We start from the raw sequence: 18679 nt of genomic DNA, 5'->3' as shown, positions 1-18679 counted from the left end.
ACGCTAAGGCTAATGAAGGCGGCGCGCCGCCGCCCGCGGTTGCGAGACGTCCTCAGGACCGACGGCTCCGGCCCAAACTGTGACATATATGCCCAGGGCCGCCCCCCCTGCGGCCTCAGGGGGCTCACACTTACCCTCGCGCCTTGGCGCTTCTGGTCTTAAGGAGTGCTTCGACCTTCGGGGCCAGCTTGTAGCTGCTATGGACGTGGCCGCTCGACTCGATACCGTTTCGACGCCCGGCTTGGGCATTGGCCATCGGCTCGCTAGGCGCTGCGAGGGGGGGGCACTCTTGCTGATCCACCACCTGGTCCTCTCGGCGCAAGCGATGACCGTTATGTTTGCGCTCTATTAGTTTCAAAAAATAGGTATGTATTTGAAATATAATGAATAATTTATCTCCATGGGGCGGCGGCAAGCTTCTGGTCGCCCTTCCCCCATTGAAAAGGGTGAACGGCATCACAAGTTCCAGTTTGGAGGAGCGGTTGAGGCCGGCAGGTATGCGTCTCAACTGGCGCGACTCGGCAGTGGCAATCTGGGATTGGTGGATCAACTTTCAGGGGGGGCTTCGCTATGGCAACAAAGCACCAAGTGATTTTTTACCCGGTAGGGAACGGGGATACGACCCAGATCATTCTGGACAACGGGAGGCGCGTACTCTTCGATTTTCGACATAAAGAGTGCGCCGAAGAGGAGTCGACACCCGAAATCGACTTGAAGGCGACGCTGAAGAAAGATCTTCATGATGCCGGCAGGGACAGCTTCGACGTTGTTGCATTCACTCACGCAGACAAAGATCACATTCAGGGCAGCACTGATTTCTTCTGGTTGGAGCATGCCAAGCGGTATCACGGAGAGGGTCGAATCAAAATCGATCAGCTTTGGGTGCCCGCAGCAATGCTTCTGGAAGAGGCTACTCAGGATGAACAGTCGGAGGAGTTCGTCTTGCTGCGTCAGGAGGCGCGGCACCGCCTGCTTCAGGGCAAAGGCATCCTTGTCTTCTCCAAGCCGCAGGCGCTTGCCGACTGGTTGGAGCCGAAGCTGAAGGATCGCGAAGAGGGCCCGTCCGCGAGGGACCACCTATTCGTTGATGCAGGAACTGTAGTTCCTGGCTTCAGCCTGGAAGCCGACAGTGTGGAGTTCTTCTGCCACTCGCCCTTTATTGAGCACTGCGATGATGGAGACATCATTCGCAACTCCGCCGCGTTGGTGTTCAACGTCAGGATGCAGGCTGACGGTCTCACCTACGACTATCTGGAGGTTGGTGATGCCGAGTACTGCGATCTGGAGAAGATCGTGGATATCACCAAGTACCACGGCAACGATGACCGACTCGGATGGGATCTCTTCAACATCCCGCATCACTGCAGCTACAGGGCGCTCAGTGACGATAAGGGAGATGAAGAGACCACGCCTTGCGAGAAGGTCGCTGAGTTGCTGATGATGGGCAAGGCTGACTCATACATTGTTAGCTGCAGCCTTCCGGTGCCTGACAGCAGGGACGCGTACGAGCGCGTTCAGCCGCCACATATCCAAGCCAGGAAGGCCTACGAGAATTACTTGAAGAAGGTCAATGGGCGGTCCTTCCTGGTCACCATGGAGGAGCCTAACGGCTACAAGCCTCAGCCTATTGTCTTCAACGTTGCTGCCGGTGGGGTTACTTGGGAGAAGTCCGTTGCATCTCTCGGCTCAGCAGCGATCATTGCCTCCCGCCCTCCTCGGGCGGGCGCATGAGCTCGCAGTACTTCAAGCTCGCATTGATTCGGCTTGACGATTGTTCGAAGGCATCATCACGGACACACGCGATGATCTCTGCGATCAATGCGAATCGCGACATCACCCTCATCGATGTGCTGCGAATTCCTACGGAAGAGCCGGTAGGCTGCGTCTATCTCCTGGTGGATGTTGAGTGCCACGGTGTGCCGGCGCGCAACAAGTACGGGCTCCTCTTCAGGGAGAGGATGCTCATCGTGGTGCCACAGGATGACAGCATTGCAACGGCCGCATGGGCTATGCGGAAGGACTTTCCAAGACTCGCTCACCAGAACAGCGTTTCAGCGCTTGGGCCAGCACAGCTGTGCCTGTACTACGAGCCGGCTAATGTGGTGGCGCGGACTTGGACCGCTCCTTCCTTTCTCGCTCGAATCCTCTGGTGGTTGGAGAAGAACGCAAAGGGAGAGCTGCATCTGGCGGATCAGCCCCTCGACACGTTGTTCTTCGAGTCCAAGCACGAACTGGTCATTCCTTGGGACATTGCTGATCTCGCTTCAAGCGGCAAGCCGCTGCTTGTCAGCGGCTATAGACGGGCGGACAACGGTACTACGATGCGTATTGCCAACCATTTCGAGTCCGGCCAGGGTGTAGAAACCAAGCTAGTCAAGGTTGATCTTGCTCCGATTGAAAGCGGTGCGGTTGAGTGGGATCCGCACACCTTGGGTGAGTTGAACGATCTTATTGCCCGGAGAGGAGCCAGCCTCCTGGAGCCTCTCCGAGCAGCCATGCAGCACGACTTTCCCGGGAGCGGCCTGACGCAAAAGGACGAACCGGCAAGTGTACTTGTGCTCATCTCCATCCCGCTGAGGCGAGCCTCAACGGGCGTTGTGGAGGCAAGCAGCTATCGGGCCTTCTTCCTTCATGGTGGAGCGCTAAAGGTCGGGGTAGCGCTGGGCGCTCTCTTTGAACAGGCGGGTCGCTTCTACAGTTCCATCGGTATCCTAGGAGGTGGGCATAGCGACGGCTGGGAGGACATTGCTCTGGATCCTGTAACGGTTCTTTGGGAGAACAGTGCAGAGCGGGCTCGCGCACAGTCGGGACATTTGGAGCCTGGTCCGAAGGGCGTAGTGATAGGCGCTGGCTCCCTAGGAAGCGCCCTCGTGGAACTCTGGATCAGATCTGGATGGGGATCATGGACGGTGATCGATAAGGATCACATTCGCCCCCACAACCTGACTCGCCACTCGGCGATCAATTTGCAGATCGGCCAGCCCAAGGTTCTAGCCGTGTCTCGGCTCGTCGAGGCCATAACCAGGGGAGCTGCTGCGTTGACCGCAGTGGAGGCCGATGTCATGTCCGGCGCCAATCCCGACGCCGCCCGTGCCTTGGTCACCTCCGACCTGGTGGTGGATGCGACTGCTGATCTTAGCTATCCCAGAGCGAGCTCTGCTTCTGAAGGGCGAGCCCGGCACGTGAGTGTCTTCGTGACCCCGAATGGCCGATCAGGCGTCATGATGCTGGAAGATCTCGCCAAGACCACTTGCCTTCGCACGATAGAAGCGCAGTACTACCGCGCGGTCATCCACTCTGACTGGGGCAAGACGCATCTTGACGGCCACCGTGGCCTCTTCTGGAGCGGAGCATCGTGTCGTGATCTTTCGGTGGTCCTCCCATACTCCAGCGTTATGATCCATGCCTGTCAGTTCGCAGAGAGCATTCCGATCCATATCAGGTCAGACGCTGCTGCGGCCGTTATCTGGCAGCGAGGGTTTGACGGGAGCACAGATGCCATCTCCTTGCTACTGTTCAAGCGGCGTGTACACAAGACAGACGGGGGCTTGGACGTCTACATGGACGAAGGTTTGCATGAGCGCCTCCGTGAGTTGCGTCGCCAAGCGATCCCTAGTGAAACCGGAGGCATCCTTCTCGGGTACCACGACTTCACTCAGAATCTACTCGTGATCGTGGACGCGGTGCAGGCACCGCAAGATAGCAGGAGTACGCCTACCTCCTTCGAGCGCGGAACGGCCGGCTTGCGGGAAGTGGTTGAGGAAGCTCGAAACCGAACTGCCGGGATCGTGGGGTATGTGGGGGAGTGGCACAGTCACCCTGATGGCTGCCCTGCGGCGCCAAGCCGCGATGACTTGATCCAACTTGCTCAGTTGGCCGTCGGGATGAATGAAGAGGGGCTGCCGGTGGTTCAAGTGATTGTTGGCAGTGATGAAATCGGCGTCGTTCAAGCTGAGGTGCGGCCATGACGATCCTTCCAATTGATCTGGTGCTCTCGGGCGGCGGGATACGGGCCATGGCCTTCCATCTGGGGGTCATAAGGGCGCTTGCCGAGGCCGGCCGCCTCGAGTCTGTGTCTCGGATCTCTAGCGTCTCAGGAGGAAGCCTGGTTACTGGGCTGGTGCTACACCGATCCGGTATGCAGTGGCCAAGCTCGGAGAGATTCCAAGCCGAAATCTATCCTGCGATTCGTACTGAGCTTACAACGCGCAGTCTGCAGTGGGACGCACTTCGTGAGCTGCGCAGGCCTCAGAACCTCCGGTTCCTGCTGAGCCGGTCAAATCTTCTGGCATCTGCGCTCCGCAGACGCTGGGCCATCCGGGACAAGCTAGCCGATCTGCCGGCCTCGCCAGACTGGTCGATCAACGGGACCAACGCGGAGAACGGGAAGCGTTTCAGATTCAAGCGTACTGATCTGGGAGACTATCTCAATGGCTATGCGCCCACTGGCAACTTCCCCCTAGCCAACGCGATGGCAGTGTCCGCTGCCTTCCCTGGAGGATTTGGTCCTCTGCGACTTCGTGCCGACCGATTCAAGTGGAGGCGCCGCTTGAGCTGGGATGGTCCTAAGGATGAAACCGTAGAAACACAACCAACTGCGAGTGTGATCCACCTCTACGATGGCGGGGTATACGACAACCTCGGCCTTGAGCCATTCTTTGACGCAGGAAGAGGCGTTGCCAAGGCCGCGAATGGTCACTACATTTTGCTGTCAGATGCCGGTCGACCCTTGGACATGGGCTTCAGCAAGTACTCGCTGAATCCGTTTCGAATCAAACGTGTCGCAGACATCATGTCAGATCAGTCCCACGCATTGAGAGTCAGAGCCTTCCACCACTACTTTGCCAAGGACGCGGCGCGGGGAGCTATGGTCTACATCGGCGATGCTGCTGATCTGGACGACTCTGGCCGAAGAGAGGCCAAGTTTGTAGCAAGCTTTCCAACCAGCCTGTTGAAGCTATCAACGAGTGACTTTGATCGGATTTCCGATCACGGTAGGAGACTCGCCACAGCTCCACTCGCCGCCGCTGTGGCCCAGCCACCCTAGCCAGGAGAGGCCGACGCCCTGCCAGGCTGGTAGGCAGCATTATGCAATGTCGGTCGAGCCTCTCGTCAAATGCCGCTATTCCCCTAAGAAATCTCCCTAACTCGCTGATTGTGGTGCGTCTGATGGGGATTGCGGCTCCGCCTGGTTCTTCTTTGGCTGATGGCAATAGGATCTTGGAACGCTATAGTGCAGACCTGTGAAACCCCATCTATTTCACCAAGTCACACGGATGCGTAGTCAACATGTCAATGAGCACGGCAACTGCAATCAACGTCGATGCGGTTACACAAGTCATGAAGGGTGTTCTGCCTAAGTTGAGGGTGCTGCAGAAGCAAGATTCGCCGAATCAAGACGCAATAGATGAGCTGATCTCTGAGAACCAGAAGTTGGGTGATGCTTTTTACCGGTCGGAGTACACAAGCAAACATATAGGTTGGGGGTACGCCCTCCAACTTATCTACGCAGTGTTGAACGCTGGATATCTCAATGACGCCCGAGAATTCGCAACGCAGCTTGACGTAGCGGTCAGAAGAACAGCGGCGCAGCGCGACTACATTGCTGTCATCCCTTTGGGTTTTTTTAGGCCACTGGGATTCAATTCAAAGAAGCCGAGTTTTGCTCGTTCATTCGAGATTGGTTCATTCACGTTGGCGGCAGCGGCAGCCTCGAGTGCAGCACTAAACAGCCGTATAAAAGCCTTTGGTTCTCACGCAGTTTCGGAAGAACTGTTTGAACATCAGGCGTTTCAGTCCTACAAATCACTGAGTAGTCATCCATTGCTGTTCCTGCCAGTCCATGGCTCCTCCGACTCTCTACGCTATCAGTTGCATGCCAAGGCTCACCGGATGATCGGGCTGATCGAGTTGTTCGGTAGGGTATTCGGTGCGGAGAGGCCATTGCTCGGGCAGGAGGCCACATCGCACCATCTGTTCTTGATCCACAAGCATTCGGGGTCGCTAGATCGCGTTATGGCAATGCGCCCATTGACTGTATCTCTTCCGTTGGGGAAGAAGCTTCTCAAGGCAATGAAGCGTCCCGAAGTGCCCGTAGCCCTCGAGTTGCTTTCCTCGGGTAAAGAGAAAACCTTGAATGCACAGCTTAGGAACGCGCTGGAGTTCTTTAGTCGAGCCGTTAACGAGAAAGACAGCGTCGCGCGATTCATATTCTTTGTCATATCAATGGAGGCGATCTTCTCTCGCGATAAGAACGCGCCCATCAAGATGACGCTGGCCGACAACGCATCACTACTCTGCTTCAAGGGCAAAGATCGGCGCCGCGTCCATGCAGATCTTTGCAAGATCTACGACATCCGGTCAGAAATTGTGCACACCGGCGCATCAAGCGTTCAAAGGGCGATGCTGATAAAAGCCGAAGTGCTAGCTGCTAGGGCACTGTACTGCAGTCTGCTGCTCGCCATTCATCTCGATGATGGTCAAGGAGAACTTCAGAAGAAATTCTTCGACCTACTTAAGGGTATAAAGATCGGTGTTGAGCCTAATCCAATTAGGCTGCCAACTTGGCAGGGTTATGGTCTAGATCCAGAGTAGTAGATACAACGTCGAACTTGGGTGACTAAGCACCGCGGTGCTCTTCGGCTAGGCCGACCTGTGCGCAGGTGAATACAATTGAGATTTAGTGCGTATGCATCTCCAAGGTCTGCATCACCGTTGAAATGTGATAGGGGTTCTACCCCGATATCACGGACGGTTCTAAAAGAGCTGCAACCTTCTGATCCTGCCTGGCGACCCTTCGCCGCATCCTTGGGTTGTGGCGTCGCTCGATGTAGTCAAACACATCCGCTCTTGCTGCATCCAGTGTCGGGTAGCTCGTTCGATAGACTCGCTCACGCTTGAGTAGCCCAAAAAAGCCTTCGCAGGCGGCGTTGTCGCCGCAATGTCCAACGGCGCTCATTGAGCAGATCAGCCCGTTAGCCGCGAGATATCCTTGGTAGTCACCGCTGCGGAACTGACTGCCACGATCCGAATGCAGGATCACCTCATCGCTGCCTTGACGCTGCCAGACCGCCATCTGCACCGCCCGGATCACCATCTGGCGATCCTGTCGATCGTGCATTGACCAGCCCACAATGCGCTGGTCGTAAAGATCCGGCACGATGCACAGATACAGCTTGCCCTGCTGGGTCTTGATCTCGGTGATGTCCGTGACCCACTTGGTTTCCGGCTCCAGCGCGAGAAAATCGCGTTCAAGCAGGTTGACCACGCCCGGCGGCGTTACGGACGGGCTGCCACGCTTCCCGCGACGCTTCCGCCGGGGCCAGCCCTGCAGGCCGTCGGCCGCCATCAGGCGCGCGACCCGGTTCAGGCTGGCGATCTCGCCTTCCTCAGCCAAGTCTTCGCGCATGCGGCCAGCTCCCAGAGTACCCCGGCTGTCTTCATGCAGTTCGCGCATCCTTACCACCAGGCGCTCATTGTCGACCTGCCGGGCGCTCGCAGGGCGCTTACTCCACTCGTAGTAGCCGCTGGCCGATACCTTCAGGCACCGGCACATCAGCCGGATCGGAAACTCATCGCGGCAACGTTCGATCACCTGATACCTCAGGATGATCCCTTTGCAAAGAACGTCGCCGCTTCTCGCAAAAAATCCCGTTCCTTCTTCACCCGCGCCAATTCACGCTTGAGTCGAGCCAACTCTTCGTCCCGTGGCGTTCCGGCGCCGCCGAAAGCGGCCGCTTCTGGATTCTGCGCCTCGCGCTTCCAGCGGGTTAGCAGGCTGTCGCGAATTCCCAGCTCCCGGGCCACCTGGGCGCAGCTGATGCCGGGCTGGCTCGCCTGCTCAACCGCACCGCGCTTGAACTCGGCACTGAACTTCCTACGCTTTGACATGAACACTCCTCATGGCCTGAATCGGCCTTCTTGTAAGTGTCCGTGAAAACGGGGTAGAACCCAGGTGCCGCTCCCTGCGATGGAAATCCCCGTGCCTGCCAAGCGTCGGCCGCCGGCACGAAGAGGCCATGGTCCATCGTGATTTGCTCGGCCAGATCCACTTCGCCGGTTGCGCGAAGGACTAGTAGCTGGGTTGAACTGTGCATCGAGAGAAGCTAAACGATTTCCCCCAGGTAGCAAAGATCCATAGCGCCGGTTCCATGCGCTTTGCTGAAGTGAGTCTGCCTTGAGCATACGACAAGAATTTTGACTTCTAGACGAATCAGTAATTTGCGATGACTAAGCGTGTTTCGCGAAGGTGCACAAGGCGATCGCGACTTAGATGCTGATATGCGCAATTTCTGACGAACGAGGTCGGAAATGCGCAGAGTGTGCGTTCCTGCTTTGCGAATGCCCCCCCCGAGAAATGTTTCCCCGGGGAAACAAGATCCAGGCTCTTCTGTCAGGTTTAGTCGTAGCAGATTGCGAGCCGCGAGACCGTGCTATCCGAATGTGAGGAGTTCCTAGGCGGATCCGCTGGCCGCGCGCCCTCCACACTTCATTCCAAGAGACGCATCAAATGGAATAGAGCGCTCATTTCGTTGATACACACGTGGTCCCTCAGCTACTGCCGACGAAGTAGGCGTCAGCAGCAAGGCTGAAAGAGGAGCCGACTTGGAAGATGTTTCTGCCAGCGCACTGGAGATTGACAATCCATGACAACGCGGAGCTCCGTCGTCGTACAATCTGCCAGTGGTTGTTCTGGATTGATCGCGCTTATCTCCTGGTAGAGGAGGAAGATCTTTCTGGTCTAGCCAACTGCTCCGAACTCGCGATCAAAGGAACTGTAGATGACAAACGTGCCGAGCAACGTAAATGGAATTGAGGCGCCGCTTAAGTTGCTGTCCTCGCATGACATTAGCAATCCCGGGTTCGAGTCGATGAGGCGAGGCGAGTTTGTTGATAAAAGCAGCTTGAATGATCCATCTGCCCAAATTGATCTTCGTAACATCGATGTCTTCGGCACACAGCTGAGTTCATTCACGTTGGGGCCATCAAGCGACGGCGAACGGATTCTTAAGGTTGAATTCAATCGTGCTACGACTGAAGCCGATGCATTTAGGTTTCTCCTGCAGCTCGCTGACGCATGGTCGGCATCGCTGGCTCACGGTCAGCGAGATTCCTGGTACGGCAACCTCTACGTGCACATCCTATGGTCTCGGGTGAAGGTGCTATCACCGCCGAGCGGTACAGTCGGGATCAGTACGTTCCTGAAAATGACCTCCACCGACCATATTGTCGTGGATCCTTTGGCTCTGTCTAGACTGCGTTGGTCGCCTCTCACCGACATCTTTGTCGAAGGCATGAAGTCTTCGCAGCCCAAGTCAAAGTTCCTGTTCTGGTTCATAGTTTTGGAAGAGCTGGAGCAGCGACAAGAATTCGTGAGATTGTTCGATCCGATGTTCACGCCTGAGGAAAAGGCAAAACTGCAAGAAGTAGTTCGCTCGAACAAGACTGCCTTGCAGCGACTTAACGGTCTTCTGAACACTCCGACGGCCACGATCCAGAGTCGCTCGGAGAAGCTAGCTCATATCATTGATACGATAGGTAGCTCGAACATTGCGGGTCAGTCGGGGAAGATTGAGATCGATCAGAAACTCTGTTCGAAGCTGATCAATCAGCGCAATAAAGTTGCCCATAAGGGCGAGAGTATCGACGGGTATCTGCTTTACAATGTTCTGTTTCCTCTTAGTCTCAATGCGCTCAATTACATTCTCGATCAAGACGATCAGAATACTTCTGTACAGATGCAACCAACCGGAGTTGCCGGCTTTGCAGGTGCTTAGCAGATGATTGGCGAGAGTCTACCTTCTGCCGTAACCGATATTGTTGGTGATTGGGGCGTGTCTTGAGCAAGACTCTATTCTCCTGGCCAGCGGCCGGGCCACTTGGACACCATCGAGGATCTCAGGCATCTATGGTGAGCTCGGCCGCTGACGGAAGGGCCCCGAACGTGAGTGACGTTGTTACTACCTAAGGAAAGGAAAATCAAAAATGGCGTCCGGTAAAGGTTCCGCTTCGCACATCCTGGGATTTGATCCAACTGAAATTTACGGGCAAAGCGCAGCGCTCGCAACTCTTTTGATCGGCGTGGATACTGATCCAGCAGTCGGCAGGACGGTTGCACTTATACTCATGTGTCGATTGCAAAACGGCAAGCCCGCATTTGATCGCGTTGCTCTGATTGCACCGCCTGTAGCAGCCTGGGGGAGAACCGATGAAGAAATCATCGCACTCGTCCTACAGGGCGCTAGTGATTTGCAGGGATCATTTCCATCGGCTGAGGACGCTGGCCTAATCAAAGAGCGTGTGATGATCAGGCGCTGCGAAAACGTGGACGCCGCTTCGGCGATTGCCCAGGTTGAATGCTCTAGTGCTGATTTCATTCTGGTACCGATGGCGGAGATCTACAGGGATGCCAGAGCAGTCGGCGGTGTGTCGTATGGTCGGGCAACCGCACTGCTTGCAGAGGATGTTTGGGTTCCTCAGGTGACCGCATGGCTTCCCGACTGTATTGAGCACGCGCGAAACAATGGAAGCGTGATCATGTTCAGCATCCCGGGCCGGCCTGTGATTCGTGATGCCAACAAGGCAGCTATTGATGCCATCTGCAGTCTGGATGTAGCAACTTTGGGAAGCGAAGAGGAGGTGCGGCGTTTAAATTTTGTCGCTGAAAGAATGCAGGGTTGGGTGGGCTTGGCACAGTTAGGGCGTGTCGAGGAAGTGCTGGCACAGATAGATGAATCTGATCTCAAAGAGGAAGAGAAACGAGAGCTAAGGATTCAGCTGCTCTATCGCGGCAAGGAACGAGAGCGTGCGGCTAGCGAAATTCGGGACCTGCTCCGCAGTGGCATCGAGGTTGCGGCCGAGAACGCATTGCGGTTCGGGTGGATGGCACAAGAGGGGGGCGATGTCGACTCGGCGAAGACGCTGATACGCCTCGGGATAGACGAAGTGGTCCAAGAATCCTATCTCAGCCGCGCTTTGGGATCGTGTGTTTGGTTGGACGATAGTGAGTTGGAGGTTCTTGCTTACGAGCGCCTTCGTAGCTTGTATCCGGCTAGTGACTATCTCGAAGAGTACCGGATTGGGTTGTTGCTTCGGTGGAGCCGCGAGGTTTCTGGTGACCGCGTCGGTAGTGTCATCGCCAACGTTTCGCTGACAGGTTACTTCGATCATATCGCTACCCTGCTGGGCGAAGTCTCTGCCGACGGAGTCGAGGCGCTGGTCGAGGTGAGCGAACCTTGGCCGACTGAGCAGCGCGATCTTGCGAGGCTTTGCGGGGCCAACCGATTGCTCACTCTCCACGAGGCGAGCCAAGCCATTGCGCTGGCGATGCGAACCTCTGTGGAGGGTAGATACGCGCGGCGGACCAATTGGATGCTGATTGCAGCACTTAGGCGCGTGCTGCTTGAGAGAACTGAGGCACATGAGGCCGAATTCTACGATCAGTCGTTTCATAGATTGCGCGACTACGTCGCGACATATCCAGATGATCCTGAGCTACGGGAAAACTTCCGTGGGCTGTTCAGCGTTGAAGCTAGCGGCAATAGAGGGCTCGATCTGCTGGTGAGGCAAACGGTGGACATGGCCTCCAGAGCAGTTACTGTGATCGCGATTCGATCCGAGGTGGAGCCCGCGTCTCCTGAGCAATTCCAAGACTTCATGACTCGTGCTTTTCAATGGATGGATCGCGTGGGCGTCTTTGACGCGAGCAGTGCGAAGCTCCCTAGCGAAGTCATCGCCGGCGATGCCGGTGCTTTGCTGGAGGTGACGTCTAACGCGGTGGACTACTTGGTCGAAGACTGGGAGCCTGAAAAATCCGAAGGTGTGGAGCGATTGGCGTACGTGGGCGCGATGCTTGCTAAGGAAGTGCCAGACACCATTAGTGACATTCATATGTTCCGACTGGTGGCCAGCCGACTCGCGATGGATGGCAAGGTTCAGCGTAGTCGTGACTTGGCTGAGCAGATTCTTGAGCTTCCTGGTTCATCCAAAACCAGAATTCGATCGGCGTGGGGTGCCTATGCAGACTTGTATCAGCGTTCTCGGCATCCTGAGGATGCACTAATTGGCTTGTCATCGGCATTCGCCATTGATGTACCCGTCGAGGCGTCGACACTTTGGTGGGAGACCTACACGCTCTTCCGCTGCCTGCGTGACGTGGGCCGCTTCGGTTTCGCCCGAAAGCTTCTGGAGCCGCTCAAACGCCTGCAGGAAATTGTCGCCGACAACCCTGCAGGCCGTGCGCGAATGCGATCACTAGAGTTGGGAGTGCGGCTGATGGATAAGTCTGAGCTGAACCTGGGCGTGCTGGAGCAAGTGGTCGCGGAAGCGGCAGAGCACTGGCTATCGGTCAGGGATTCCAGCGATGAACAGATCCCTGCGCTTGCGTTGTTGGTTCAGTCTATGGGTCTATTAGAGAGAGCCGGCGGCGTGATCTCTTCGCAGGTTCACGATATCAAAATAGCGGCAATGGCGCAGGTGACAGCTGAAGATCGGGCCTACTTGGAGGCCATCTCGGCTGCTCACCCAACCATCGAGGATGCTGTGCGCCTGCACAATCGGATCGAAGTGGCCCGACATGCGGACGATGCGCCGGGGGACCTTCTAGCTGCGGAGCTTGCCGCTAGGCGGATTCTTTCCGCGCCAGCCTTGTCTGCGGAACACGCAGCGACAGCTATAGAGTTGTTGGCGGATCGAGAGCTGGATTGCAGTGCTAGCGAACGCCTTATGGACATGAATTGGCCTTTGCGCTACTTGCATGAGATCCGGCCTGCGACCGGTGCGGCGATAATGATGGGCTTGGACATCGACAATGAGTTGACGATGCTGACGTCAACTGAGCAGGGTGATGTGGTGCAGCGTGTCACCCGCACGGCAGGCTCGTTTGGCGAGGAACTCTCCACGTGGAGCGAGAAGTATCCGCTTAGGTATGGGGAGATTCAACGTGAGGAGGGTAATAACGAGTTCTTCGTTTCCATGGGGCTTGTGGAGATGCCGCTGCCGGAGTTGCCCAGACTCGTAGTAGTGGGTGAGCCAGCGCTCCTTCAAATCCCGCTCAACCTTATGACGAAGCACGACAGCTTCTTCGGCCAACACCATGCGGTTGGATATGTTCCCTCGCTGACCTGGCTGCACTCTGCGCGCACCAGGCCGCGGATAACTCGTAGCCGACGTGTGGCGTGGATATCTGACCCGGGTGAAACAGTCGATAACAGTGCCTTGGCGGCAGTGATTCAGCGTACCGACGAGGCGTTCCAGGGGCATGGATTTGACGTGGATACAGGGGGCAAGCTGCCCCAGAGCCTTGCCAACGCACAGATCGCGGTGATCGCGGCACATGGCAGCGTGGGGGTTGATGGTCGATTTCTGCATCGCGTAAGCGATGAGAGGGAGTTGGTGATCTCCCCGCGTGTATTGACACAAGCACTGGCGGGAACCGAGCTGGTTATCCTCTTCATTTGCAGCGGGGGACGAGTAGACAGGCACCCGCATGCAAATACCGCAATCGGCCTCCCCAAACTCCTATTACTTGCCGGCTCGCGAGTTGTTATCGCCTCGCCATGGCCAGTCACGCCCATTATTTCCGGATATTGGCTGGAAACGTTCATGGCTGAGTGGGAACAAGGCAAGACAGTATTGGACGCTACATTCATCGCGAATGCACAGGTCGACGCGAAGTTCGGGTACGTACCGCAGTACTCCATGGCGATGACCGCCTATGGAGATGTGATGCTGACAAAGCTGCCCGCGCAATAGAAGTAGGTGCACGGATCTGCGGTGTGGTGCCCCGCAGATCTGTGCGCATCTATACCTAGGTAGCTCTAGGGGTTCTCGTCTGCCTTGTGCGACGCCGAATTGCGAGCGGCGCCTAGCTCGTGGGCCCCCCTCAGGAAAATTTCCTCTCTTCTCCCCGGTGGCCGACACAGTAGCTTGTTCCCTGTGTCAACCTCTTACGCTCTAGAGGCTCGATCCGTGCCTCTAGAGCGTGTACTCAAACTCAACCTCCAGAGTGCCTAGGTAGTTGGGGGGGCCGTCCTGACCAAGGTCCAACAAAGGTAGGTCGTCGCCTTCGTAGTCGGGGTTGGAAGTGTAGATATGGATGAGTTCGCCAACGCAGTCGAAGGTGATATCTCCCGCTCTATTTTGGGTAATCTTTCTGTAGCCGGTGTAGTAGTTCAAGTGGCGAGATGGTGCTTCGCCAATAACAATGATCTGCGGGTCAAGCTTCTGTAGCCATGAATTTGGGATTTTCCCCGAGTGCCTTCCGTGGTGTGCGGCGAACACGATCGTTGTCTTGGTCAGGTTGATGCTGTCGGTGATACTTTCCATGAAGTCAGTATGAAGATCGCCTAGCCAGAGGAAGCTGGCGCCACCCTCGATTTCATAGCGAATGACTGCGGATGTGTTGTTGTATGAATAGCCGGCGTCACAATCTGCTAGTGCTAATTTAAAGTGATCGTTTTCCACATCGGGCCATAAAACGCTAATTCCGGACGATCCTCGTTCCGTGTCGGAAATATTCATCCACTTTCGCGTGCAGTCCTTCTTGATGTAATAGGCTTTGGGGCCATCGCGCAGGGCGCAATAGCGCGTGAATGAAGTGGTTTCGTTGTCCTTGATCGCCTGATTCTTTACGACGTAGAAATTCTGTATAGGGAACGCGTCATCGAGGCGTTCAATTCCACCAAAGTGATCTTCGTCGGGGTGAGTACAGATGAATCTGTGAATTCCCTTCTCTGCTCTGGCGATGCGAAGGTCGTCCAGTATTTCTGGAGCGTTCTCAGCGTTAAGGTCGCAGTCGATAATGGTGAAGTTATCGCTATTGTGACTAATGTAGAACATGTCGCCATTGCCGACTGAGTAACTCTTCACAACGGACATCGTTAGCCTCCTTGCTTTGGATTGGGTTCTGCGGTGCTTTCTATCGCCAAGACGGTTGTGACAAGCCGAACGCCTGCTTGCGAGGCTGCGACTGCAGACAGCGCGTACTGTGCGAGGAAGACGACAAGAGTTGGAGTGACTGCGAGGCCTAGCCCCATCGCCCACAGGCCAACGGGGAGCAAGATGGCCATGAGTATCGAAACAACAGCTAGGTCGCGGAACAGAAGGAAGCGACGATTGGCATCTAGAACGGCAGCATCATCGCGATGCGCGCGGTAGATCCGGTACCAGGTCGAGTTCTGCTCCAACTCGTCAATCGGATAAGGCGATACGCGAGCATTGAGCTTGGCCGTGTCGATACGTGGATCTCTATGCGCGTGGTGGCTGAACGCTCTGTGCCCTGGCAGTGCGAACTTGCCTCTCCAGAAAACGAGGGAGGCCTTTACGTGGCCTGGAATCAATGAAGACAGAAGCAGCAGGGCCGGGGGCGCAAGAAGCGAACTGGCTGCTCGGGCTACAACCTCAGGCTCGGTGGCAATAAGTCGGAGTTGAGGGGCTAGGACCGCACAGAGAATCGCTACATCAAAGGCGATGAATGCACTTAGCCACGAGAGGTTGCCCTTCTTAGCTGTCATTGGAACTTTCCTTTTCCAGATGAGCGGCTAGTCGACCCCTAGCCAATGTTGCCGATGATATGCGACAGCGTCACATTCGGGGCGTGGAGCGACCAATGCACGACGGGCGCCGGGCAGGGTGTAGCAATGGGCGCTGATGAGACATGAATGTTTGTCGCCTCAATAGCGCGGAGCGCGTCGCCCTTTTAAATCAATGACCTGCGAGAGGCCCGCGACAATATTTGTTATCCCCGTGATGAATTTCTGTCGCCAGCGACAAGAATTGTGGGCGTGCGTACCGGGGCGTGGCGCATGATCCTTACCTGCCAACGCACCGGGTGTAGCGCCCGGCATGCATCCGGTCAGGGTCAACGCCATGCCCAGCAACAGGGGAAGCGCAGCCCTCACTTCAGCTTCCGCAGCTTGAACGCCACCAGCACCTGCAACAGCCCGTACAGCAGGCTGCCGATGCCGATCCACAGCGTGGTCACCGCAACGCCTGCATACGGGTTGGCCGCGAACAGCAGGCCCAGCACCACCGCCAGCACGCCACTGAAGATCAGCAGCCACTCACCCTGGATCTGCTTGCGCACGCGGATCGCGAACACGATGCGATAGATGCCGGCCACCAGCAGCCACGCTGCCAGGAACAGCACCAGCACGCTGGCGGTGACCAGCGGATTGATCACCGCCAGGATGCCGAAACCCAGCGAGGCGATGGCATACAGCGCCAGCCAGCCACGCGAGGCACCGCTGCCGCCGCTGACCAGTGCGAACAGGCTGATGACACCTTCAACGATGGCCATCACGCCCAGTGTCCACGCCAGCGCCATCGCTGCGGACAACGGCCAGCCGATGGCAACGATGCCGAAACCCAGTGCGACGAGCCCGTACAGCAGCAGGATCCACCAGCTGCGCCCAACCGCCGACAACAGGGGAGACAAGGGGGAATTCATGGCCACTCCTTCGATCCGGAACCGGGCTCATCCTAGCCCCTGGTGATGAAGAGGGCGATCACGGCGCCCGCGCGCAGACCCATACCCGCACCTCGTCCGCTCCCACCCACCGCAGCGTCTCCGCAACCTCCATCACCGTGCTGCCGGTGGTCATCACATCGTCCACCACGGTCAGTCGCGGCGGCACCGGACCACGTACATCGAACGCATCGAACAGGTTTTCCCTGCGCTGTTCGGCCGTACGCTCAGACTGCGGCGCGGTATGCCGCCGCCGGTACAGCCCCTGCCAGACCGGCATCGGCAGCAGGCGGCACAGTTCTGCCGCCTGGTTGTAGCCGCGCTGGCGCAGGCGGCGCCGGTGCAGCGGTACCGGCACCAGCGGTAGGCATGACCACGGCGGCGGTGCGCGCTGCATCAACTGCGCCAGCAGGCGACCGGCGGCGAGATCCTGATGGAACTTGTAGCGCACCAGCAGCTGGTCGACCGGCGGCAGGTACAGCAGGCTGGCATGGGTAGCGGCCTGCGGTGGCGCTTCCTCGCGGCAGCTGCCGCAGACGATCAGGGCGTTGTCGGGCAGCGGCAATGCGCAGCGCAGGCAGGCGCGGCCCGACCACGGAAGTTCCGCATAGCACGCGGCGCACAGATCCAGCCCATCGTGGCCGGGGCCGTTGCAGACCAGGCAACGCAATGGCAGCAGAACGCGAAGCAGCGCGTGAGGGACAGTGCTTGCCGCGTGCAGGAAGTTGATGCGCATGCGCCAGCCTTCCATCGCTGCGTCAGCTTCACCATCAGCGGACCGCGTGCTGCAGTGTCAGCGCTATCTGTTACCGCGCGCCCTTCAGGGCGCGCGTTCGCGATCCCCGGCATCCGACGGCGCCACGGCGGGCATCATCAACACCTCCGCCAGACCACGATAGATCGGCACGCGGCACACCAACCCAGACACGCCGCGCGCGATCAGCACCGTGGCCAGGATCGGCAGCAGCAGATCACCACTGTCGGTCAGCTCCAGCGAGATCACCGCCGAGGTCAGTGGCGCCTGGGTGACGCCGGTCAGATAGGCGCACATGCCCAACAGCACGAACGCACGCGGATCCACACCCGGCATCAGCACCGCGAGGTTGTGCCCAAGGCCGGCACCGACCGCCAGCGCCGGCGAGAACAGGCCACCGGGGATGCCCGCCACGTAGGACGCCAGATTCGCCAGCAGCTTCATCAACCCGAACTCGTGACCGACCATCGCCTGCCCCTGCACCAGACTGCGCGCCTGCTCGTAGCCGGTGCCGAACGCGCCTTCGCCGAACGTCAACGCCAGCGCCACCACCACCAGGCCGCAGCCTGCAGCCAGCAGCACGGGATGCCGCTGCCGCAGCTGGCCCAACCAACGCGGGTGGCCCGCCGCACTGGCCAGCACCGCGCGCGCGAACAATCCACCCAGCAACCCGGCCACTACACCGCACAGCAGGATCGCCAGCCAGCCCTGGCCGAGCGGCAGCCGCGCGCTCACATGACCGAAGTAGGTGTAGTTGCCCAGCAGTCCGAGCGATACCACGCCGCCGACGATCACCGCGGTCAGCAAGGTGCCTGAGAAACGATGTTCGAAGCGGCCGCTGAGCTCTTCGATGGCGAAGACGATACCCGCCAGCGGTGTGTTGAACGCCGCCGCAATGCCGGCAGCACCACCGGCCAGCAGGAAGTGCGAGAGCTCGCGCGGGTCCTTGAAGCCGAACCAGCGGCCGAACAGGTACATCAGGCTGGCGCCCACATGCACCGTCGGGCCCTCGCGCCCGACCGACGCGCCGCCAAGCAGCGACAACGAGGTCAGCAGCAGCTTGCCCGCCGAGACCGCAGGCGAAAGATTGACCTTCCGGAACGGCTCATCGGGCTTGTCCAACGCAGCGATGACCTGCGGAATACCGCTGCCCCGCGTGGGTTTCAGCACACCGGAAGTGAGCCAGGCCAGCAGCGCGAAGACGCCCGGCGTCAGCAGCAGGGCCCACCACGGCGAGTGCGAGGTGATGTGCTGGAACAGATGGAAGGCCGCGTCACTGGCCTTGGCGAACAGGATGGCCACCAGCGCCACGGCCACAGCGCCGCCCCAGAGCGCGGCACGGCGACGCCAGGCCTCGCTGAGAACCAGCGCGGTGATGCGGCCGCGGAGGCGATGGAGATCGGTCATGGGGGGCAGTCTGGATGCTGCGGAGGAAGACGGACAGCGGCTACTGTGGCTGA

General features: G+C 57.9%; 12 protein-coding genes. 6 read left to right on the top strand and 6 right to left on the bottom strand.

The features are described 5' to 3' along the window. Window positions 1–588 precede the first annotated feature (588 nt). The 4 genes from V3B48_RS14040 (at window position 589) to V3B48_RS14025 (ending at window position 6594) form a co-directional block, all read left to right on the top strand. Complete coding sequence (locus V3B48_RS14040) at window positions 589–1731, top strand: hypothetical protein (RefSeq protein WP_329893922.1); 1143 nt, start codon at window positions 589–591, stop codon at window positions 1729–1731. 71 nt (window positions 1732–1802) lie between these two features. Further along, window positions 1803–3968 (top strand): ThiF family adenylyltransferase, encoded by a 2166-nt coding sequence (locus tag V3B48_RS14035; RefSeq protein WP_329893921.1) that lies wholly within the window; start codon window positions 1803–1805, stop codon window positions 3966–3968. Further along, window positions 3965–5047: a patatin-like phospholipase family protein gene (locus tag V3B48_RS14030; RefSeq protein WP_329893920.1), complete on the top strand. Its 1083-nt coding sequence runs from the start codon at window positions 3965–3967 to the stop codon at window positions 5045–5047. Before V3B48_RS14035 ends, V3B48_RS14030 begins: the two co-directional genes overlap by 4 nt. Window positions 5048–5289: 242 nt before the next feature. Further along, window positions 5290–6594 carry a hypothetical protein gene (locus V3B48_RS14025; protein WP_329893919.1) on the top strand — a complete coding sequence of 435 codons (1305 nt, stop codon included), beginning with the start codon at window positions 5290–5292 and terminating at the stop codon, window positions 6592–6594. A 139-nt stretch (window positions 6595–6733) separates the two neighbouring features. On the opposite strand, the gene V3B48_RS14020 is transcribed toward V3B48_RS14025, so the two are convergent. Next, window positions 6734–7890, bottom strand: a protein-coding gene (locus tag V3B48_RS14020; RefSeq protein ID WP_329893918.1) for an IS3 family transposase whose coding sequence is annotated in 2 segments (ribosomal slippage) — window positions 6734–7650 and window positions 7650–7890 — 1158 coding nt in all. Because the reading frame shifts where the segments join, the coding sequence is not laid out codon by codon here. Between the two features lie 890 nt (window positions 7891–8780). Here V3B48_RS14020 and V3B48_RS14015 point away from each other — a divergent pair. Together V3B48_RS14015 and V3B48_RS14010 are read left to right on the top strand one after the other, a co-directional pair. Next, window positions 8781–9776: a hypothetical protein gene (locus V3B48_RS14015; RefSeq protein ID WP_329893917.1), complete on the top strand. Its 996-nt coding sequence runs from the start codon at window positions 8781–8783 to the stop codon at window positions 9774–9776. A 208-nt stretch (window positions 9777–9984) separates the two neighbouring features. Further along, complete coding sequence (locus tag V3B48_RS14010) at window positions 9985–13752, top strand: CHAT domain-containing protein (RefSeq protein ID WP_329893916.1); 3768 nt, start codon at window positions 9985–9987, stop codon at window positions 13750–13752. A 222-nt stretch (window positions 13753–13974) separates the two neighbouring features. On the opposite strand, the gene V3B48_RS14005 is transcribed toward V3B48_RS14010, so the two are convergent. The 5 genes from V3B48_RS14005 to V3B48_RS13985 form a co-directional block, all read right to left on the bottom strand. Beyond that, window positions 13975–14877 carry an MBL fold metallo-hydrolase gene (locus V3B48_RS14005; protein WP_329893915.1) on the bottom strand — a complete coding sequence of 301 codons (903 nt, stop codon included), beginning with the start codon at window positions 14875–14877 and terminating at the stop codon, window positions 13975–13977. A gap of 2 nt (window positions 14878–14879) precedes the next feature. Then, entirely contained in the window at window positions 14880–15512 is a 633-nt protein-coding gene (locus V3B48_RS14000; protein ID WP_329893914.1) for a hypothetical protein, read from the bottom strand. Between the two features lie 383 nt (window positions 15513–15895). Further along, window positions 15896–16447 (bottom strand): HdeD family acid-resistance protein, encoded by a 552-nt coding sequence (locus tag V3B48_RS13995; RefSeq protein WP_329893913.1) that lies wholly within the window; start codon window positions 16445–16447, stop codon window positions 15896–15898. A 58-nt stretch (window positions 16448–16505) separates the two neighbouring features. Next, window positions 16506–17201: a ComF family protein gene (locus V3B48_RS13990; RefSeq protein WP_329893912.1), complete on the bottom strand. Its 696-nt coding sequence runs from the start codon at window positions 17199–17201 to the stop codon at window positions 16506–16508. Between the two features lie 84 nt (window positions 17202–17285). Further along, window positions 17286–18626 (bottom strand): chloride channel protein, encoded by a 1341-nt coding sequence (locus V3B48_RS13985; protein WP_329893911.1) that lies wholly within the window; start codon window positions 18624–18626, stop codon window positions 17286–17288. Between the last annotated feature and the right edge of the window lie 53 nt (window positions 18627–18679).

The organism is Stenotrophomonas sp. SMYL20, assembly GCF_036320045.1.
In the GTDB taxonomy this organism is placed as follows: Bacteria; Pseudomonadota; Gammaproteobacteria; order Xanthomonadales; family Xanthomonadaceae; genus Stenotrophomonas; species Stenotrophomonas maltophilia_A.
This window is presented reverse-complemented; position numbering and strand designations above follow the sequence as displayed.